17 protein-coding genes are annotated in these 20,411 nt (G+C 46.8%); 8 read left to right on the top strand and 9 right to left on the bottom strand.

What is annotated here, in order from left to right; all coding sequences use genetic code 11:
- Positions 1–72: 72 nt before the first annotated feature.
- Together uraD and puuE are read right to left on the bottom strand one after the other, a co-directional pair.
- A complete protein-coding gene (uraD, locus tag LMH68_RS17560) occupies positions 73–588 on the bottom strand; it encodes a 2-oxo-4-hydroxy-4-carboxy-5-ureidoimidazoline decarboxylase (RefSeq protein WP_017067791.1) in 516 nt (171 codons plus the stop codon).
- A gap of 21 nt (positions 589–609) precedes the next feature.
- On the bottom strand, positions 610–1,548 hold the full coding sequence (gene puuE, locus LMH68_RS17555; protein WP_229647916.1) for an allantoinase PuuE: 939 nt from the start codon (positions 1,546–1,548) through the stop codon (positions 610–612).
- Between the two features lie 411 nt (positions 1,549–1,959).
- On the opposite strand from puuE, the gene uraH reads away from it, so the two are divergent.
- From uraH to LMH68_RS17535, 4 genes are all read left to right on the top strand, one after another.
- A complete protein-coding gene (gene uraH / locus LMH68_RS17550; protein WP_017069064.1) occupies positions 1,960–2,313 on the top strand; it encodes a hydroxyisourate hydrolase in 354 nt (117 codons plus the stop codon).
- Positions 2,314–2,826: 513 nt separating this feature from the next.
- Positions 2,827–4,170: an NCS2 family permease gene (locus LMH68_RS17545; protein ID WP_102320845.1), complete on the top strand. Its 1,344-nt coding sequence runs from the start codon at positions 2,827–2,829 to the stop codon at positions 4,168–4,170.
- Between the two features lie 217 nt (positions 4,171–4,387).
- Entirely contained in the window at positions 4,388–5,839 is a 1,452-nt protein-coding gene (locus LMH68_RS17540; protein WP_017083061.1) for a nucleobase:cation symporter-2 family protein, read from the top strand.
- Positions 5,840–5,996: 157 nt separating this feature from the next.
- Entirely contained in the window at positions 5,997–7,358 is a 1,362-nt protein-coding gene (locus tag LMH68_RS17535; protein ID WP_229647914.1) for an 8-oxoguanine deaminase, read from the top strand.
- Positions 7,359–7,444: 86 nt separating this feature from the next.
- Here the strand turns inward: LMH68_RS17535 and LMH68_RS17530 are convergent, their stop codons facing one another.
- The 6 genes from LMH68_RS17530 to gcl all read right to left on the bottom strand — a co-directional run bounded on the left by LMH68_RS17530 (position 7,445) and on the right by gcl (position 15,020).
- Entirely contained in the window at positions 7,445–8,881 is a 1,437-nt protein-coding gene (locus LMH68_RS17530; RefSeq protein WP_229647913.1) for an amidohydrolase, read from the bottom strand.
- Positions 8,882–9,150: 269 nt separating this feature from the next.
- Positions 9,151–9,759: a TetR/AcrR family transcriptional regulator gene (locus tag LMH68_RS17525; protein WP_019826185.1), complete on the bottom strand. Its 609-nt coding sequence runs from the start codon at positions 9,757–9,759 to the stop codon at positions 9,151–9,153.
- 163 nt (positions 9,760–9,922) lie between these two features.
- The gene (locus tag LMH68_RS17520; RefSeq protein WP_229647907.1) at positions 9,923–11,233 is read right to left on the bottom strand and encodes a glycerate kinase; all 1,311 of its coding nucleotides are present in this window, start codon (positions 11,231–11,233) and stop codon (positions 9,923–9,925) included.
- A 187-nt stretch (positions 11,234–11,420) separates the two neighbouring features.
- Positions 11,421–12,317 (bottom strand): 2-hydroxy-3-oxopropionate reductase, encoded by an 897-nt coding sequence (locus tag LMH68_RS17515; protein WP_229647905.1) that lies wholly within the window; start codon positions 12,315–12,317, stop codon positions 11,421–11,423.
- A 37-nt stretch (positions 12,318–12,354) separates the two neighbouring features.
- The gene (hyi, locus tag LMH68_RS17510; protein ID WP_017075254.1) at positions 12,355–13,131 is read right to left on the bottom strand and encodes a hydroxypyruvate isomerase; all 777 of its coding nucleotides are present in this window, start codon (positions 13,129–13,131) and stop codon (positions 12,355–12,357) included.
- 116 nt (positions 13,132–13,247) lie between these two features.
- The gene (gcl, locus tag LMH68_RS17505; RefSeq protein WP_229647903.1) at positions 13,248–15,020 is read right to left on the bottom strand and encodes a glyoxylate carboligase; all 1,773 of its coding nucleotides are present in this window, start codon (positions 15,018–15,020) and stop codon (positions 13,248–13,250) included.
- A 313-nt stretch (positions 15,021–15,333) separates the two neighbouring features.
- On the opposite strand from gcl, the gene aceB reads away from it, so the two are divergent.
- Positions 15,334–16,959, top strand: a complete 1,626-nt coding sequence (gene aceB, locus LMH68_RS17500) for a malate synthase A (RefSeq protein ID WP_229647901.1) — start codon at positions 15,334–15,336, stop codon at positions 16,957–16,959.
- Between the two features lie 101 nt (positions 16,960–17,060).
- On the top strand, positions 17,061–17,501 hold the full coding sequence (locus LMH68_RS17495; RefSeq protein ID WP_008220964.1) for a GlcG/HbpS family heme-binding protein: 441 nt from the start codon (positions 17,061–17,063) through the stop codon (positions 17,499–17,501).
- Between the two features lie 99 nt (positions 17,502–17,600).
- Here LMH68_RS17495 and LMH68_RS17490 read toward each other — a convergent pair whose 3' ends face one another.
- Positions 17,601–18,083 (bottom strand): MarR family winged helix-turn-helix transcriptional regulator, encoded by a 483-nt coding sequence (locus LMH68_RS17490; RefSeq protein WP_017061583.1) that lies wholly within the window; start codon positions 18,081–18,083, stop codon positions 17,601–17,603.
- A 123-nt stretch (positions 18,084–18,206) separates the two neighbouring features.
- Here LMH68_RS17490 and LMH68_RS17485 point away from each other — a divergent pair, with 123 nt between their 5' ends.
- The gene (locus LMH68_RS17485; protein ID WP_017067653.1) at positions 18,207–19,100 is read left to right on the top strand and encodes a DMT family transporter; all 894 of its coding nucleotides are present in this window, start codon (positions 18,207–18,209) and stop codon (positions 19,098–19,100) included.
- Between the two features lie 332 nt (positions 19,101–19,432).
- Positions 19,433–20,347, top strand: coding sequence for a DMT family transporter (locus LMH68_RS17480; RefSeq protein WP_017061581.1), 915 nt, complete (start codon positions 19,433–19,435; stop codon positions 20,345–20,347).
- The last annotated feature ends 64 nt before the right edge of the window (positions 20,348–20,411 follow it).

Genomic DNA, 20,411 nt, shown 5'->3' with positions numbered 1-20,411 from the left:
GAACTTAGTGGCTTATAAAGCGAGCTCTTAGCGCACTAAGACTGGGCTGAGATAGCTGTTAACTCCGTTAACTTACATATCCCAGAGACGAAACATCGCGATCTTGTTGATCTCTTGAATCGCCGTAGCAAACTCAGTTTCACTATCATTTCCTAATCGCATCTCGAACGACTCAAGAATTTGGTAACGATTGGCTCCCTTCACCGCCATGATAAAAGGGAAATTGAAGCGACTTTTGTAGCTGTTGTTGTAAGAAGTGAATTTTTCAAATTCTTCGGCGTTGCACTGGTCGATGCCCGCCCCCGCTTGTTCTTTGGTCGACGACTCGGTGAGTTCGCCGTTTACTGCTGCTCGACCGGCTAAATCCGGGTGAGCGTTGATCAAAGCCAACTGTTTGCCTTGGTCTGCACTTAACAAGGTCGATGCCATTTTCAGATGAAGATTCTCGATATGATCGTCTTCGGCATTCAAACCTTGGTCATACACCACTTCTGCAACCCATGGGCTGTGTTCGTAGACATCAGCAAAGTGAGCGACAAAGGTATCGCGGTCCATGGTTGTTGGTTGGCATGATCGAAATTCAGTCACGTAAGCCTCCTTGCTTCACTGCTACTTTTGCTGTTGATGATTAGCGTTATTTGGTTGATATGGATGATGTTGGTGCCAGTGGTTGGCGATATCGATTCGACGACATAACCACACGCTGTCGTGCTGTTTTACGTAATCTAAGAAACGTCTCAATGCAGCAATACGACCGGGGCGACCAATCAGACGACAATGCAGCCCAACCGACATCATTTTCGGTGCGGTTTCGCCTTCCATATAAAGGGTGTCAAACGTGTCTTTCAGGTATTGGAAGAACTGCTCACCAGAGTTAAAGCCTTGCGCCGTTGAAAAACGCATGTCGTTCACATCAAGTGTGTAAGGGATCACCAATTGCGGATGACCAGTCTCGGTGTGCCAATAAGGCAGGTCATCATCATAGGCATCTGAGTCATAAAGAAAACCGCCCTCTTCTGCAACCAAGCGACGCGTATTTGGCCCAGTTCGACCTGTGTACCAACCTTTTGGGCGTTGACCCGTCACTTGTTGGATGATCTCGATCGCTTTGGTCATGTGGTCGCGCTCTTCAGATTCATCAATGTATTGATAGTCTATCCAGCGGTAGCCGTGGCTACAGATTTCGTGACCCGCTTCGACCATGGCTTTGGCTACTTCTGGGTGACGCTCAATCGCCATTGCGACAGCAAATACGGTCAGTGGGATTTCATATTCATCGAACAAGCGAAGAACACGCCACACACCCGCACGGCTACCATATTCATAGATGGATTCCATGCTCATGTGACGTTCGCCTTTAATCGGCTGTGCTGACGGGATCTCTGAAAGAAAAGCTTCAGACTCGTCGTCTCCATGTAACAAACAACGCTCACCGCCCTCTTCATAGTTCAATACAAAAGAAACCGCGACGCGCGCATTACCTGGCCATTGAGGGTTTGGAGGGTTAGCTCCGTAACCGATCAAATTTCTTGAATAATCCTTATTCATCCAAGTACTCCTAACATAAGTGGTTGGCTTAGCCGCTCTTTAAGTAAGTCACCAAATGATTCAACCAAATGGATTCTCGATAAACAGAGCAACCTTACCCCTGTACATTTATTGTATACAATTATTTATCTCAATGTAAAGATTTTGTTATTAAAGTTAAATTTACGCACTATTTAAAATTAAAAACAACAACTTAACAAAACAAAAACTCACCAAAAAACGATAATCAAGATCTATAAAGTCAGAAAAAACGACACAATAGTTAACATTTTTCCAACAATTAGCTTTACTAATTGTGTACAGTTCGTACATAGTTAGTGATAACAAAGTGACCAGTTGCATTCTTTGCAAGGTCGAAACAGACAGATAAACCACGGAACAGAGGAGCGCCAAAAGCGCTATTAAAGGACTATGGGAAGATTAACAACACACGTATTAGACACGACTCACGGCTTACCGGGTGCAGAGATCAAGGTAGAGCTTTATAAGGTCAATGAAGACTCAACAGAAAAGTTGGCGACGGTAATTACTAACTCCGATGGCCGAACCGATGCGCCGATTCTGGCAGGGAATGATTTCCGACCGGGGAAATATCAATTGGTGTTTTACGTAGCCGATTACTACAAAAGCAAAGGTGTGGAATTGGATGGTGTGCCTTTCCTAGACGATGTGGTTATTCGTTTCGGCTTAGATGATCCCGATGCGCACTACCACGTTCCGCTTTTAGTCTCACCATACAGTTTCTCGACTTATCGGGGCAGTTAGTCCCGATGCTTAGAATCCCGATCTAGGCTCTATCACCCAATAATAAACAGATTCATGCGTGCATCTAAAAAGATGCGCGCTCAGTAGGGTCTGTTGACCTTTCGAGCTGATTTTTGCAGCGCTTTGTGGAAAATTTCTACAAGGCAGAGGCTTTGATGTGTAGCTAGCCTACATGAGAAGCCGATAACGCAGTAGAAATGAACCACAAAGGCTGCCCGAAGGGTTCGGCTAGAATCGTTTTATGCTTTGTTAAGAAGTATTTACTTAGAGTGACTAGGCTACATACTCCTTGCCGCGCCTAAAACGATTCTATCTCGAACAAAATTTAACCGCGAAAGGTCAACAGACCCTCAACACGCTCATATAAAAATACTAATAACGTTATTAGTTAGAGAGTTGATGACTAATCAACTGATAGCTAAAGAAATAGCGGCTAGGAAAAAACCTTAAAACTTAATATTGAAATCTCGCTGTATTCAATAAATGGATCACAACATAAAAGGACTTGCTGACATGAGTGAGAGTAAAACAGAAATACTCAACCAAGATGCGAATAACGGAATTTTAGAGAAACTCTTTAAAATTAAGGCCCACGGAAGCAGTGTGAAAAATGAGTTGGTCGGCGGTGTCACCACCTTCGCAACCATGGCTTACATCATCTTCGTTAACCCACAAATTATGGCCGCATCGGGTATGGATGCAGGAGCGGTATTCGTCGCAACCTGTATTGGTGCAGCTATCGGTTGTTTGTTAATGGGGTTATTTGCGAACTGGCCTGTCGGCCTTGCGCCGGGCATGGGCTTGAATGCCTTCTTCTCGTTCACGGTAGTAAGCGAAATGGGCTACAGCTGGGAAGTGGCACTGGGTGCGGTGTTTATCTCCGGCATCTTGTTTGTCGGGATGAGCTTCTACAAAGTCCGCCAATGGATAATTGAAAGTATCCCAGTGAGTCTACGTTATGCCATGACAGCGGGTGTTGGTTTGTTCTTAGGTCTAATTGGCCTTAAAACAGCAGGTATCGTCGTCGAAAACCCAGCAACACTGGTATCATTAGGTGACTTCACTAAACCTGAAGCGCTACTGGCCGCTATCGCGTTCCTTATCATCGCGGTTCTCAGTGAACGCAAAGTGTTTGGTGCGGTGCTAATCGGTATTTTGAGTGTAACTCTGGTCGGCATGATGCTTGGCTTAGTGCATTACAACGGCTTCTTCGCAGCTCCACCAAGCTTAGCGCCTACGTTCCTAAAAATGGACATTATGGGCGCTCTCGATGTTTCAATGATCAGCGTTATCTTAGCTTTCCTTTTTGTAAACATGTTCGATACCGCGGGTACTTTGATGGGCGTGGCCGAGCGTGCAAACCTAACTAACCCTGAAACAGGAAAAATTGAAGGCCTGAGCAAAGCGCTCAAAGCCGACAGTATCTCAAGTGTGGCAGGTGCGTGTGTGGGTTGTCCGCCAGTAACCAGTTACGTAGAAAGTGCAGCGGGCGTTGCAGCAGGCGCAAGAACAGGCCTATCTGCGATTGTGGTTGGGGTGTTGTTCTTAGCGGCAATTTTCCTATCTCCACTTGCAGGCATGATCCCAGCTTACGCAACCTCTGGCGCGTTAATTTACGTAGCGTTCGTGATGATGAGCAGCATGCAGCACGTTGATTGGAAAGACTTCACCAACGGTGCTCCCGCAGCCATTACAGCGTTAATGATGCCTCTGACCTTCTCTATCGCGAATGGTATCGCACTGGGTTTCATTACCTACACAGTGCTGAAACTGGCGACAGGTAAAACAAAAGACGTCTCTATTTCAATGTACTTCTTAGCGGCTATTTTTGTCGCGAAGCTCGTGTTCATCGGTTAATCACCCAACGTAACTATCGCTTGGCTTGTTCGCAGGCCGAGCTATCAAGACACATGCTAGAACAACATTTTTAAGAAAAAGCTAATTGTGCTAATCAGCGGAACACACAAATATCCGCTCGGTTAGTGCACCTTTTTTATGACCCTACGCAGTTTGTAGAAGTCATTATTTGACCGCCAATCGCCTGTAAACGGAAACACAGGCAGAGGAATATCAAATGAAACTTCTGTACACCCTAAATGAAAGACCGCCTCACGGCTTAACCTTCCTACTCGCATTACAGCACATGCTCGCTTCGATTGGTGGCATTGTTGCTGTCCCCCTTATTGTTGGCGCTTCTATCGGCCTACCTAACACCGAGATCGTTTCGCTGATCAATGCTGCGCTGCTGGCGTCAGGTATTGTAACCGTCGCTCAATGTCTCGGCTTTGGCCCTGTCGGCATTCGACTACCTGTGGTGATGGGTTCGAGCTTTGCCTTTTTAGGTGTCGCTATCTCAATCGGTAACGAAGGTGGTGTCGCCGCTATCATGGGCTCGGCGCTTATCGGCTCGTTTGTCGTGATTGGTGCCAGCTTCTATATGGACAAGGTTCGGAAGCTGTTCCCAACCGTGGTAAGTGGTGTTGTGGTTACCCTAATCGGCTTAACCATTTTACCGGTTGCCATGAATTGGGTCGGGGACTCCCCAGCCAATACGGAACAGTTCGCCACACTACCAAAGCTGTTTCTAGCACTGATCTCTTTGGGGATTGTGGTTGGCGTATCGGTTTACTGTAAAGGGGCGGTTGCCGCTTCGGCCATCGTGATTGGTTTAGCGGGCGGCTACATTGTGGCGCTGTCACTCGGCATGGTCGACCTTGAGCAAATCAGCTCTGCCGCTTGGGTTGGCGGACCTGAACCCTTCAAATATGGCTTTACCTTTTCTGCTAGCGCCATCATCAGCATGAGTTTGGTGTACATCGTGGTTATCGCCGAAGCAACCGGCGACTTCATGGCGTTGGGCAACAACTGTCAAACCCAAGTCAGTGGTAAAGATCTAAAACGTGGATTACTCGGCGATGGCCTTGGTAGTACCTTATCTTCGATTTTAACCGCGATGCCATTGGCGTCATTCAGCCAAAATGTCGGTATTGTTGGTATCACAGGTGTAGCAAGTCGATATGTTGTGGCTGCAACCGGTGGTTTACTAATTTTAGGCGGTTTATTCCCGAAATTAGCCGCTATTGCCGTCACGATTCCGAAACCTGTTCTAGGTGGTGTGGGCTTTGTGATGTTCGGTATGATTGCTTACGCGGGCATCCGCATGTTGATCAAAGCCGCAGACACCAAGCGAAATGCCTTGGTAATCTGTGTTGGTTTAGCGTCTGGCTTAGCCGTCACTTTCGAACCAAGATTGCTGCAACACTTGCCGCATGATCTAGCGAACTTTCTTCACTCAGGCATCACTACCGGTACTATCATGACGGTGCTATTGAACCTTGTTTTACCAAAGTCTTCACGAGCAGAAGAGCAAGAAGCACTGGCCGAAAGCCAAGCGCAAGTTGAGCTAGAAATGAAAGAGCAAGCTGAAGAAGAACGACACTCAGACGAGCAATTAGAGATTCAGCAAGCAAGTACAGAAGCAGACGTTCAAGCAGCATCAGATGACCCTGAGCCAAAAACGAACTAGCTGGTTCACTGACTAACGTAAAACCGATTTCCGTAGGATCAGGGCTGATTAGAGCATTGAACGTTTTAACGCCCTGATTCGAATTTATCTTTCAACAGCAAATACCAATAAAGACCCTCTTCCCTGAAAAGGCTGAGATGGCTAAGGACTACTATGAATGGAAACAATCTGGATTAAGAATCCTCTCGCAATCTACACTGGCTCACTGGCTGATGCAGAAGGCGGTATTGTCATTAAAGGTAATACAATCATTGAGCTGGTTGGCAAACACAAAGAGCCAATCTTACCCGTAGATTACAGCGTCGACGCCTCTCGTCATGTTGTGACTCCTGGGCTTATCAATGCGCACCACCACTTCTATCAAACCCTAACGCGTGCCTACCCCGGCGCACTGAATAAAGAACTCTTCCATTGGCTACAAAGCCTCTATCCAGTTTGGGCCAACCTCGATTCGGAGATGATGAGCCTTGCCACAGAGTTAGCTCTGGTTGAGTTGATGATGTCGGGCTGTACCACAGCGTCAGACCATCATTACTTGCTGCCAAACGGGCTAGAGCACGCCATCGATTTACAAGTTGAGGCCGCAGAGAAACTAGGTGTAAGAGCGATATTTACGCGCGGCTCCATGAGCCTAGGGGAAGATGAAGGTGGGCTACCTCCACGACACACCATTCAAACCGAACAAACCATTATCGATGACAGCCAACGCTTGATTCGCGATTACCACCAGCGCGATGAAGGAGCGATGATTCAAATCGCACTCGCGCCTTGTTCGCCGTTCTCGGTCACCACCGATCTAATGAAAGAGACCGCCAAGATCAGTGAGCGTGAGAACGTGATGATGCACACTCACCTATGCGAAACGCTCGATGAAGAGGACTTCTGTATCGAGAAGTTCGGTCTACGCCCTGTCGATTACCTAGAAGATGTGGGCTGGCTGAATGAACGCACTTGGCTTGCACACGGCATTCACTTCAATCCAGAAGAGATCAAGCGCTTGGGTAAAGCAGGCATTGGCATCAGCCACTGCCCTACTTCCAACATGATGCTGGCTTCTGGTATTTGTAAGAACAACGACCTTGAAGCCGCTGGCGTAAAAGTCGGGCTAGGTGTAGATGGTTCCGCCTCAAACGATGGCTCAAATATGATTGCTGAAGTGCGCATGGCGATGTACTTACAGCGCCTGCAGTATGGCTCTGCCAACGTTTCACACTTTGATGCACTGCGCTGGGCGACATCAGGATCGGCACGAGCAATGGGCAGAACGGATATCGGTACACTAGAAGTCGGAAAACAAGCCGACATCGCGATGTTCAAACTCGATGATATTCGTTTCTCTGGCAGCCACGATCCGCTGGCAGCACTACTACTCTGCGGCGCTCAACAAGCGGATAAAGTGATGGTAGCCGGAAAATGGCGAGTTAACGATGGAGCAGTAATTGGAGTAGACATGGAGCAACTGATGCACCGCCACCATGCTGCCGCCATGAAGCTCGGTAAGCTGGCGATGAATAATTAAATACTCTCTAACTAGAAAAGCGAAAAAAGGCCGACGTGATGTCGGCCTTGTTCATTCAGTTCGATTTTTAGAAACCGATTTACATCTTAATCCATCAAGCTCTTCGACTTAATCGCCTTCTTAGAAAGCTCTTTGGCAAAGGCTTTGATATCTGTTTCAAACTCATCGACGCTTTGGCGGATTTCATCCAGTTGAACGGTTTGCATTAAACGGTTTTCCATTACGATTTGGCCGTTCACAATCGTCGTGTCGATGTTGCTTGGGTTCGCTTGGTAAACCAAGGTCGCGTAAGGGTCGTAATTTGGCATCATGTTCGCTGATGTTGTCTCTACAATCACGATGTCTGCCTTCTTACCCGCTTCAAGAGAACCGATTTGATCTTCCATGTGTAGGGCTTTCGCGCCACCTAATGTCGCCATCTCGATAACTTGCTCAGGAATCATGATAGTGCGGTCAGAATGCTTTAAACGTTGCATGTTCGCTGCGTAGCTTAATGTGCGCATGATATCGACTTGGTTAGAGCTCATTGGGCCATCTGTTCCTAAGCCTACTCGCATGTCAGCACGGTACATATCCCATGCTGGTGCGATGCCAGTTGCACCTTTAGCGTTCGCCATTGGGTTGTATGAGATCCCTGCGTCAGCTTGCTTTAGAAGCTTTTGATCGTTCTCCGAAAGATGGATACCGTGAGCAATGACTACGCGCTCGTCCAGCACACCAATTTCATCCATGTATTCGACTGGCGATGTTGCCTTAGTTTCATCTTTGATGCGTTTCTCTTCATTTGGGAATTCAGCAACGTGAATCAGCACCGGCACATCGTATTGAGCAGACAGCTTGTTGATTTCTTGCAGCTTATCTTTGCTCACGGTGTACACCGCATGTGGCGCATAAGCAGGCGTGATTAGCTCATCGTTTTTGTATTGTTCGATAAAGCCTTTGGCGTATTCAATGCCGCCGTAAGGTTCTTTGGCATCGACCACTGGGAACTTAATCACGGTTTCGCCGAGCACAGCGCGTAAGCCGACTTCTTTGGTCGCCTTGGCCATCTCATCCATGTGGTAATACATATCGGCATAAGTGGTCACGCCGCTTTGTGCTAATTCGATGCTGCCTAGCTTAGTTGCGTTGTAAATCAGTTCACGGCTCAGCTTTTCGGCTTCTAGCGGGAAGAAATAAGCGAACAGACGATTCGAAATACCCTCTTCACCCAAACCACGGAACGCTATCATAGGTAAATGGTTGTGAGCATTGACCATGCCCGGCATAACGATTCCATCTTGAGCGTCAATCACCTTTTCAGCGCGGTATTGAGTAATCAAATCCTCGTTACCAACAGCGATGATCTGGTCATCTTTCACCACAACCACACCGTCTTCAATCACATCCATTTCTGAATTGATTGTTAGAACCTGTCCATTGGTGATGATCAGATCGGCGTTGTATGTTTGCGTCGCGACTGTCGAACCACAGCCTGCCAGTAGAACTGCGCTGATGGTGCATGCCAAGCTTTTGAGCGTCATTGCTAAACCTATATGTTGTGCGTGTAATTTTGTTAATAGCTTCACTTTGGTGTTCTGATCTATTCACTTCTAAAAACAATAAGTGCCGCTAATTTTTGCGACACTATAACCTGTTATTTAAATGAAATGGCATACCTAATCGAACCAATTTCAAGTTAAATGAGTTATTGCACAACGGGTCACAAAAAGTGGCTTTACGCTTGTCGTCGCTCATGTGCAAAAACGAAAAAGGCCTGCAATCGCAGACCTAAATAAACGTTCAAATAACGTTAGCTTTTCACTCCACACCCTTTAATCACTAACTGGGTGATGAATTCAGCGGCATCTTCATAGTCTTTGTCATCGAGCTGATCTTTCTGCATCACGCTACAAATCTGCCAGCCAAAATCGGCGTAAGTTTGAGTGGCCGCCCAAATGGTAAACATCAGGTGGTGTGCAGGAACGTCATCCATTAAGCCTTGTGCTGACCACGTTGAGAACTTATCAAGGATCATTTGGGATTGCTTATACAGCTCATCACCAATCTCTTTCGGCAATACTTTAGCGCCAGACATCACTTCGTTAGCAAATACCTTAGAGGCGTGCGGATGGTCACGAGAGATGATCAACTTAGTTTGAATATATTGAGATAGGGCTTCAACAGGGTCGCTGAGCTCTTCAATCGGACGTGACGCTTCCAGTAAGGGCTGAGTGACGGTTTCTAGAACGGCATTGTAGAGCTTATCTTTGGAGCTGAAATAATAGAATACGTTAGGCTTGGGAATGTCGGCCGCTTTTGCGATATCAGCCATTTTTGTTGCGGCATAACCATGAGTGGCGAATTGTTCACACGCGACTTCGATGATTAAATCTTGATTCTTTTGTCTGATCCTAGACATATTGCATCCTTTACAGCTCGTTACTAAAATCATAGTAATCAACGTGCTTCATTAGTCCAGAAGATAATCTCAGAACTCAAGGTCACCGCATTGATAACAATAAAATGGCCGCTCTATTTGTTAAGAAGCGACCATTCCATACCGTGTTTTTGAACTGTTCAAGTTAAAGAATCAATATCGCGCGGAAGTCATTCACATTGGTCAGCGTTGGCCCCGTGGTTAGAAGCACATCGACTTGCTTGAAAAAATCGTAGCTGTTGTTCGCATCGAGATAGTCTTGCGCTTTAAGCGACAGGCTCGAACCTAGTTGCCATGTTTGAGGCGCGATCCATGCTCCCGCATTGTCTTCAACACCATCAATCCCGTCGGTATCAGCAGCCAATGCAAATATGTTGTCTTGGCCTTTAAGCTCGTTATACAAGCTCAACAAGAACTCACAGTTACGCCCACCGCGACCATTGCCTTTAACGGTTACCGTGGTTTCCCCGCCGGAAAGTATCACGCAAGGCGTCTCAAATGGGTGCTTGTTATTAGCCACTTGTTTGGCTAGCGCAGCATGCACCTTCGCGACATCTCGCGCTTCTCCCTCTATGCAATCACTCAACACATAAGCGGGAATACCCAAGCCTTCAGCTTCTGCAGCAGCGGATTCCAATGCCGACATTGGTGTCGCGATAATATGGTGCTCCGCGTTCTTCCAACATACGTCATCTGGTTTAACCGTCTCTGACTCTGGATTATTTAGCCATTCAAATGCCGAGCGTGGTGTTTCTATTTGATAACGTTCTAAAATGGCCATCGCATCAAAACGCGTGGTGGTGTCGGGTACGGTTGGGCCCGATGCAATCACACTAATGTCATCGCCCGGCACATCAGAAATCGCCAGTGACACAACCCTTGCAGGATACGCCGCTTTAGCAAGTCGACCGCCTTTTATCGAAGATAGATGTTTGCGAACACAGTTCATCTCATCAATGGCGGCGCCTGATTTAAGCAACGCTTTATTGATTTGTTGCTTCTCTGCCAAGCTAATATCGCCACCAGGCAGACTCAGTAATGCGGAGCCACCTCCTGACAAAAGACATATCACGGTGTCGTCTTCACTGAGGTTACTCACCAACTCCAACATCCGGTGACTGACTTCAAGACCCATCGCATCCGGAACGGGGTGCGCCGCTTCGATCACCTCGATGTACTCACAAGACGCGAGGTGCTCATAGCGAGTCACAACCAAGCCTTCTAAATCACGTAGTGCAAGGTCTTGTTGTTTCTTTGCCTGCCAAACCGCTTCCAGCTCGGCGGCCATCGACGCGGCTGCTTTTCCTGCCCCGATAACGACAGTACGCCCGGCTTGATTAGCAGAGCGATAAAAAATGTCTTGAGGAAGAAAAGGTTCGATGTGATTTTTAGGTAGCGCCTGAGTAACAGCACTTGAGAAAAGGGTTTGTAGAAACTGCTTAGCATCAATGTCCATCAGCCACTCCTTAGTTGACGGAGAAAAAAAGAACCCCGATACAAGGCCAAAGGGTGCCTGCTAAGATCAAGTTGGAAAGGAACAACTTCAACCTCTGCCCTGTATCAGGAACGCGTATAAAAGGAGACGAAACTACGCGATTTATAAACAAACTGTTGGGCTACGAATCGATAGCAGCCCTAATTAATTAACGAATCGAGTGGTCAGAACGTTTCTCAATCGCTTGGATAAGCGCAGAGTGGTCCCAACCTTCACCGCCCATTTCGGCGCACTCGCCAAACAGCTCTTGAGCGTTAGCCGTATTCGGCAGTGCGACACCCAATTCTTGAGCGCCCGTTAGCGCTAAGTTCAGGTCTTTCTGGTGAAGCGAGATTCTAAAGCCAGGGTCAAATGTGCCTTCAACCATGCGCTCGCCGTGTACTTCCAATATCTTAGAGTTAGCAAAGCCACCTAATAGCGCCTGACGTACGCGTGCTGGATCAGCGCCAGCTTTTGAAGCAAATACCAAGGCTTCAGACACGGCTTCGATATTCAGAGCAACAATGATCTGGTTAGCCACTTTACACGTTTGGCCTGCTCCGTTATCACCCACCAGCGTAATATTCTTACCCATGATTTCGAACAAAGGGCGCGCTTTATCAAAGGCGTCTTGCTGACCACCAACCATGATAGTCAGCGCTGCATTAATAGCGCCTACTTCGCCACCTGATACCGGTGCATCAAGGTATGAAGCACCACCTTCATTGATTCGCGCTGCAATTGCTTTGGTCGCGATTGGCGAAATTGAACTCATGTCGATAACCAGTTTTCCAGCTGCACCGCCCGCCATTAGGCCTTTCTCAACACCGTTGTCACCAAACAGGACATCTTCCACTTGAGGGGTATTCGGCACCATTAGGATAATGATATCCGCTGCTTCAGCCGCTTCCGCTGGTGAGTGGCAGACCGTTGCACCCGCTGCCACAAGATCGGCAGGTGCTGCATTAAAGTGATCCGACAGAATCAAATCGTGACCTGCTTTTTGAAGGTTACTCGCCATAGGTTTCCCCATGATGCCAGTTCCGATAAATGCAATTTTAGACATGTTGTTCTCCTTAACGTTTGAGGGTTACCAGACGCAATTAACGGTACTGGTGTAGCCAACCAAGGCCTTCTGTCGTCGTTGTTTTTGGCTTGTATTCGCAGCCAACCCAGCCTTGATAACCAAGCTCATCAAGATAATTGAGCACGAATGGGTAATTGATTTCTCCAGTCCCCGGTTCGTGTCGACCTGGATTGTCAGCCAGTTGAACGTGTGCGATTTGACCAATGTTCTGCTGCATGGTCGGCGTAAGATCGCCTTCCATAATCTGCATGTGATAAATATCGTATTGGATAGAAAGGTTATCGCTCCCTACCTCTTTGATGATCGCTTTGGCTTGCTCAGTCGTGTTCAAGAAGAAGCCCGGAATATCACGGGTATTGATCGCCTCTATCACTAAGCTAATGCCTTCTGCTGCTAGCGCGTTCGCCGCGTAATGCAGGTTAATCACAAACGCCGATTGCGCATCTTGTTGGGTCACACCTTGCGGAACAATCCCGGCCAAGCAATTCACTTGAGTACAACCGAGCGCTTTTGCGTAAGCGATAGCTTTAGGTACACCCGCTTGAAACTCTTCAACTCGTGCAGGGTCGACCGCGATACCACGGTCGCCAGCGTCCCAATCACCCGCAGGCAAGTTAAATAGCACTTGCTCTAGGTTATTAGCATCGAGCTTTGCTTTGATTGCCTGAGCATCAAAGGCGTAAGGAAAAAGATACTCCACACCTTGAAAGCCCGCTTCTGCGGCAGCTTCAAAGCGGTCCATAAAATCAACTTCCGTGAATAACATTGACAAGTTTGCTGCAAATTTTGCCATGACTCTGTCCTTATTCTTTATCTGTAAAAATCTGGTTATTTGTAGTAAAGCCTCGCTCTATTGGAGACTTTCTGTAGATCTAAACCTCAACTCTACGGATACACATTACTTAATGATTACTTGTAAGCTAGCGCGGTTGGAGCATCGTCGCGGCTTTCGGCAAGTGGTTCAAATTCGTTAATAGCATTGATCTCAACGCCCATCGCAATGTTGGTTACTCGCTCAAGAATCAACTCAACAACAACCGGGACCTTATGCTTGTTCATCAGCTCTTTGGCTTGCTCAAACGCAGCGGCAATTTGGTCTGGTTCACGAACTCGAATTGCCTTACAGCCTAGGCCTTCAACAACTGCGACATGGTCAACACCGTAGCCCTCAAGCTCTGGCGCATTCTGGTTATCAAAAGCCAGTTGTACACAATAGTCGATATCAAATTGGCGCTGCGCTTGGCGAATCAATCCTAGGTATGAGTTGTTCACCAACACATGAATGTATGGCAAGTTGAACTGCGCACCTACCGCCAGCTCTTCAATCATGAATTGGAAATCATAATCACCAGAGATAGCGACAATATCGCGGTCAGGATCGGCCGCTCGTACGCCTAATGCAGCAGGTGTTGTCCAACCCAATGGGCCTGCTTGACCACAGTTGATCCAGTTACGAGGCTTATAAACATGCAGGAACTGAGCGGCGGCGATTTGCGACAAACCAATGGTGCTCACATAGCAAGTATCACGACCAAATGCCTTGTTCATCTCTTCATAAACACGCATCGGTTTCATTGGTGCTTCGTCGAAATTGGTTTTTCGCAGCATGGTCGATTTGCGTTCCTGACACTCACTTGCCCAAGCATTTCGGTTCGGCAGTTTGCCTGCATCACGCCACTCTTGCGCCACTTCAACCATTAGCTCTAGCGCTGCTTTCGCATCTGAGACAATGCCTAAATCTGGGCAGAACACGCGACCGATTTGGGTCGGTTCAATATCAACGTGAACAAACTTTCGGCCTTCAGTGTAAACATCGACAGAGCCGGTATGACGGTTTGCCCATCGGTTACCGACACCAAACACAAAATCAGAGTTCAGCATGGTTTCGTTACCGTAACGGTGAGAAGTTTGTAGCCCTACCATGCCTGCCATTAATTCATGATCATCTGGGATCGAGCCCCAACCCATCAAGGTTGGAATCACAGGAACTCCAGTGATCTCGGCAAACTGTTGCAACAATTCGGACGCGCCAGCATTAATCACGCCACCACCCGATACAATCAGCGGTTTTTCCGATTGAGACATCATGGTTAATGCTTTCTCAACCTGCGCGCGGGTTGCTTGTGGCTTATAAGGTTCTAGCGGTTCATAGGTATCGATATCAAACTCAATCTCAGCCAGCTGAACATCAATCGGTAGATCAATCAGGATTGGACCCGGGCGACCCGAACGCATTAAATGAAAGGCTTTTTGGAATGCGCGTGGCACTTGTGCAGGTTCCAGCACCGTAGTCGCCCACTTAGTGACTGGTTTAGCGATAGATTCAATATCAACCGCTTGGAAGTCTTCTTTGTGAAGGCGAGCACGCGGAGCCTGACCTGTAATACATAGGATTGGGATTGAATCTGCAGACGCCGAATAAAGCCCCGTGATCATGTCCGTTCCCGCAGGACCAGAAGTACCAATACACACACCTATATTGCCTTGATTAGTACGCGTGTACCCTTCAGCCATATGGGATGCACCCTCTACGTGACGAGCTAAGACGTGGTCGATTCCTCCGAGCTTTTTCATAGCCGCATACATAGGGTTAATTGCTGCGCCGGGAACACCAAATGCGATGTCTACACCTTCACGTTTAAGCACCTCTACCGCTGCTTCAATCGCTTTCATAATTGCCATTCGAACCTCCAGTTCAGATTGTATACAATTAAACTAACTTTTGTGTACTATGAACCATCCTCGCTATTTATCAACCCCAGAATGAAACAATTTTGTTACATCAACCCATCACATTAAGTACGCACTCATCCTGAAAAGCTTACAATTCATTGCTTTACATAAAATATCTTTACGTAAAAATAAATTACAAAAAGATCAAATGATAAATAAATGTTAAATACCGTTTGCTTGTTTACAATTTCTACAATATAAATATCCTTAAAAAGAGCATTTTGTATACAAAATGACATCGTATTGTTTAAAGGAGACAACAATGATGAATGACGTAAAAGAGAGAGAAGAAGTGCAGTGTATGCAGGTACTCGGGAATATGGACAACTCCGAGTACAAAGAGATCTTGTCTAAAGATGCATTAAAATTCTTAGAAGCTCTCGTCAATAAGTTTGGAGATCGCCGTCATGCCCTGCTAAGTGACCGCGACACAAAACAAGCTCAATATGACGAGGGAGAGCTACCCAATTTCAGAAAAGACACCGTTTCCATTCGTCAGAATAAAGAGTGGAAGGTAGCAACACCGCCACCAGAGCTACTGGATCGCCGCGTAGAGATCACCGGCCCTATCGAAAGAAAAATGGTGATCAACGCGCTAAACTCAGGCGCGAAAGTCTTCATGTGTTGTTTTGAAGATGCGTCTTCCCCGACTTGGGCCAATATGGTCGAAGGGCAAATCAACCTAAGAGACGCCAACCTTGGCACCATTAGCTACTTCGATGAGAAGAAGCAGAAGCGTTACCAATTAAACGACGATCCTGCACTGCTGATCGCACGCCCACGAGGGATCCACCTTCCTGAGCAATCCATCCAATTCAACAATCAGCCTATCGGCGGTTGCTTGATGGACTTCGCCTTGTACTTTTTCCATAACTATCAATCACGAGCACAACAAGGTTTAGGGGTTTACTACTACATTCCCAAGCTTGAGAGCATGGAAGAAGCACAGTGGTGGGACGATATTTTCAGCTTCACCGAAAACTATTTCCACGTACCCAAAGGCACCATTCGTGCGACGGTTTTGATTGAGACGCTTCCAGCCGTATTCCAAATGGAAGAGATCTTGTACGCAATGCGTGATCATATCGTGGCAATGAACTGTGGCCGTTGGGATTACATCTTCAGCTACATCAAAACGCTGAAAAACCATAAAGACCGCATCCTGCCTGACCGCCACGGGATCGGCATGGATCAAGAGTTTCTAAATGCCTATAGCCAACTGTTGGTGCGTACTTGTCATGCTCGCGGCGCACTGGCGATGGGTGGTATGTCGGCCTTTATTCCAGCGAAAGATCCGCAAGAAATGGCGCGTGTAACCGCCAAGGTTATCGAAGATAAGCAAAGAGAATCTCAGAACGGACACGACGGCACATGGGTCGCGCACCCTGCACTGGTTGATTTGGCAATGTCGATCTTTGATAAGCACTTAGATGGCAAAGTAAACCAAATGGATTTTCAAAGCCCGGAGCATGTGATCAATGCAGACTCGTTGCTAAAACCTTGTGAAGGCAGCCGCGACGAAGCCGGCGTGCGCAAGAATATCCGTATTGCGCTGTATTACATCGAAGCTTGGATTCAAGGCTACGGCTGTGTACCTATCTACGGCCTTATGGAAGATGCCGCCACCGCAGAGATCTCAAGAGCCAATATTTGGCAATGGATCCACCACGGCGTCACGCTTGATGACGGCCAAACCTTTACCAAACAATTGTTCCACTCTTGGCTTTACCAGGAGTTAGACACGATAAAACATGAAGTCGGTGACTCGCGCTATGCAGCAGGTCGATTTGAAGAGACAGCTGATCTTTTCTATCAACTTTCTACAGCCGAAGAGTTCGCTGCCTTCCTAACTTTACCCAGCTATGGGCTATTACAAGAGTCCAGTTAGGACTCTTGTACCGAGCTGAATCAGTCAATGATATTCACAACAAGCGTAATGATTGGCTGACTTAGCTTGGTACACGGCCCCTTGAAAAACTAGGAGATAACATGGGAAGTTTGACTCTACAACAAGCGTTAACCATCATTGATGGCACCTTAAAAGCAGGAAACAAGATCCACACAGAACCTTTGACGGTCGCCGTCTTAGACAGCGGTGGCAAGCTGATTTCTCTGCAACGTCAAGACGGCTCTAGCATGATGCGACCAGACATCGCGATTGCTAAAGCGTGGGGAGCACTCGCACTGGGTTGTTCCTCTAGAAAACTCGCCCAAGATGCTGATAATCGACCAGCATTTATCTCCGCCGTAAACGTACTCGCACACGGAAACATGGTGCCAGTGCCAGGGGGCCTACTGATTCGAGATAAGGATAAAACGGTACTTGGTGCGATTGGGGTCAGCGGTGACATCTCAGACATCGACGAAAGTTGCGCCATCAACGGCATTGGTTGTGCAGAACTGTTCAGTGACGAGATGCTGCAAGCTTAACTCGCCAATTCGCTGTACTTGAAGTTCTTAAACAAGCACAAAAAAACCGAAGCGATTAAGCTTCGGTTTTTTATTGAATCTAAAGGAAGATCAGAAAAACTACTCGTACGCGCTCAACCATGTTTTCAGAAGTTGGTTGGTGTTCTTCTTCTGACTCGCAGACAATGATTTAACCAGTTTTTTCTGCATTTCGACATGTTCAGTCATCATTTGGTCAATCAGAATAAGACCATCTTTAGTTAACTGGACACTCACGCTGCGTCTGTCTTCTTTGCTGTGTTCACGACTGATCAGCCCTTTGGCTTCTAGCTTATCAAGGCGATTGGTCATCGCGCCAGATGTCAGCATCATGGATCCAATCAGTTCAGATGGCGTCAGTCGGTAAGGCTTCCCAGAACGTCGCAACGTCGCCAGCACATCAAACTCACCCAGCTTCATGTCGTATTTTTTATGAAGCTCGGCAACTTGCGTCTCCATATACTTGGCAATACGCATAATCCGACCCATCATTGCCATAGGCTCAGTATCTAGTTCGGGCTTTTCCTTTGCCCATTGCTCTACTACGCGGTCGATAGCATCCATTTGCAATCTCGCTCCGTTGTTAGTCTGATTACTTCAAACTAGTTTAACATAAAGATACTTTACAACCACTAGTTCTCAGTATACAGTTCACACAATAGTTATCTTAACGTAAAGATATTTTAAATGAACATATTATTAGCAATGATCCCCGCGTTCTTTTGGGGAACAACCTATGCAGTGACGCAATTTACGCTACAGGAGTGGCCACCATTATTATTGGGTGCTTTGCGTGCGTTACCTGCTGGTTTGTTATTGCTAGCAGTAAAACCAACACTGCCTAAAAAAGGCGAGTGGCAAATCATTTTCACACTGGGCCTTATCAATATCGCGACCTTCTTTGGCTTGATCTTCGTGATGGCGCTAACGCTGCCTTCGGCAATCTCTGGCGTGGGTATGATCTCTGTGCCAGTGTTCGCGATGATCTTCCACTGGGTAGTGAAAAAACAGCGCCCGCATCTGATTCAGGCCCTTTCGGGTATTGGCTTGATCACCTTAGCGTGGATACTGTTTAACCCAAGCCAAATTGCTCTGAACCCAATCGGTTTAGGCGCAATGTTTGCCGCAATAATGTGTATTGTCATCGGCAGCAGCATTACCAAGTCACTGGGTAACCGCATGCACTGGTGGAAGGTATTAACATGGCAACTGATTCTGGGCGGTACGATTTTGTCTGTCGCGTCTGGCGTTCATGCATTCATCGATCCGCAGCCTTATATTAACGCTGTCACTCATTTCGATACTCGTAATGCTATGGGACTCGTATGGGTTATTGGGCTAAACACAGCGCTGGGTTACGGCATGTATGTGTGGTTGCTACAGCGTATGTCGGTGGTTGATTTCACCTTCGGTGGCATCGCAAACCCAGTAGCTGGCATCGTGACCGGTATGGTGTTGATGGGTGAATCATTCACTGCAGTACAATACTCACTAATGACCGGCATGATAGTGATGTCACTGCTACCACAACTTATCCTTGCGGTAAGACAATCCAAACAAGTCAAGCCTGTTACGCAGTAGACGCAGCCTCTTAAACGTATTGTTCAAAAACGCGCCTCATTGAGGGCGCGTTTTTTGTTGCTACGCTAACAGCAATAACCCAACAGCCATACTCGTTGAGTTGACCATTCCTTAAGTTAAATTAAACCTCACAAAGAACAATGACTTTACTTTAACTATCTAAAGCGAATTTATTTTCTATAAAATAATCATAATGGAGATTTAATTTCCACAAAAAACTCAAATTAGAGATAAAAAGACAAAACTTTTCTCCGACTACCTTTCTATACTGTGCCACGTCATTAAGGCGCTACAAGCCTATGATTTAAAATAATTATTAATGAGTAGTCACCATGAATTCGAAGTCGCTAACTATTTTGCTTTTTGTCTCTGTTTGCTTAATTTGGGGAACCACTTGGTTCGCTATGGAAGTAGCATTGCATTCTATCCCACCTATTTTTGCTACTGCGTTGCGCTTTTTACTTGCAGCACCTCTGCTTGCAGTATTGGCGAAAGTCTTCAACCAACCACTGCTGTTCCCTAAAGGTAAGCGCCAATGGCTGCTTATTGTTGCGTTGATGTATTTCGCGATTCCGTTTACGTTGATGATCTATGGCGAGCAATACATCTCTTCAGGTTTAGCGTCGATCATCTTCGCCAACATGCCTGTGGCTGTGATGTTGATGTCTGGCTTATTCTTAGGTCTACGACTAGCGAAGCACCAGATATTCGGGTTGATCGCTGCTGTTGTGAGCCTATGTCTAATCCTTGGTAATGAAATGCAGATGGGTGGCGATGACTACCTAATTGGCACGGTTTGCTTAGGCCTTGCTGTTGCGATTCACGCAGTGATGTATGTGCTGGTTCAAAAGCACTGCAAAGGCATTGAAGTACTAACCTACAACGCCGTACCGAGCCTAATTGCAGCTCTATTCTTGTTCGCTGTTTCAGCTATAGGTGAAAACGTGAATATTGAATCTTTCACTTGGGATTCAATCTCTGCTGTGGTTTACCTAGGCTTTGTGGCGAGTGTTGGCGGCATTGTGGCTTACTTTAAATTAGGTCAGGTTTCGACACCTTTCCAAGCGTCTATCTGCTTCCTAATCTTCCCAGTGGTTGCGCTGCTGATCTCTTGCTACATCAATGGTGAGGTTCTATCTGAACAGTCACTTGTAATGATGATTCCTCTACTTTGCGGCATCTTACTGACCAAAGCACCAAAGGGAATCTTCAAGCTGCGTACCGAATTAAAAACCGTAAGAAACTGATCCGCGTGAAACCTATTTTGCGGATTAGATATACATATCCCACATAAACAAAAAGCTCCAATAT

The sequence above is a fragment of the Vibrio sp. F13 genome, from assembly GCF_020806305.2.
GTDB lineage: Bacteria > Pseudomonadota > Gammaproteobacteria > Enterobacterales > Vibrionaceae > Vibrio > Vibrio crassostreae_C.
Note: the sequence above shows the minus strand (reverse complement) of the source record. Positions and strands in the feature narration are given on the sequence as shown.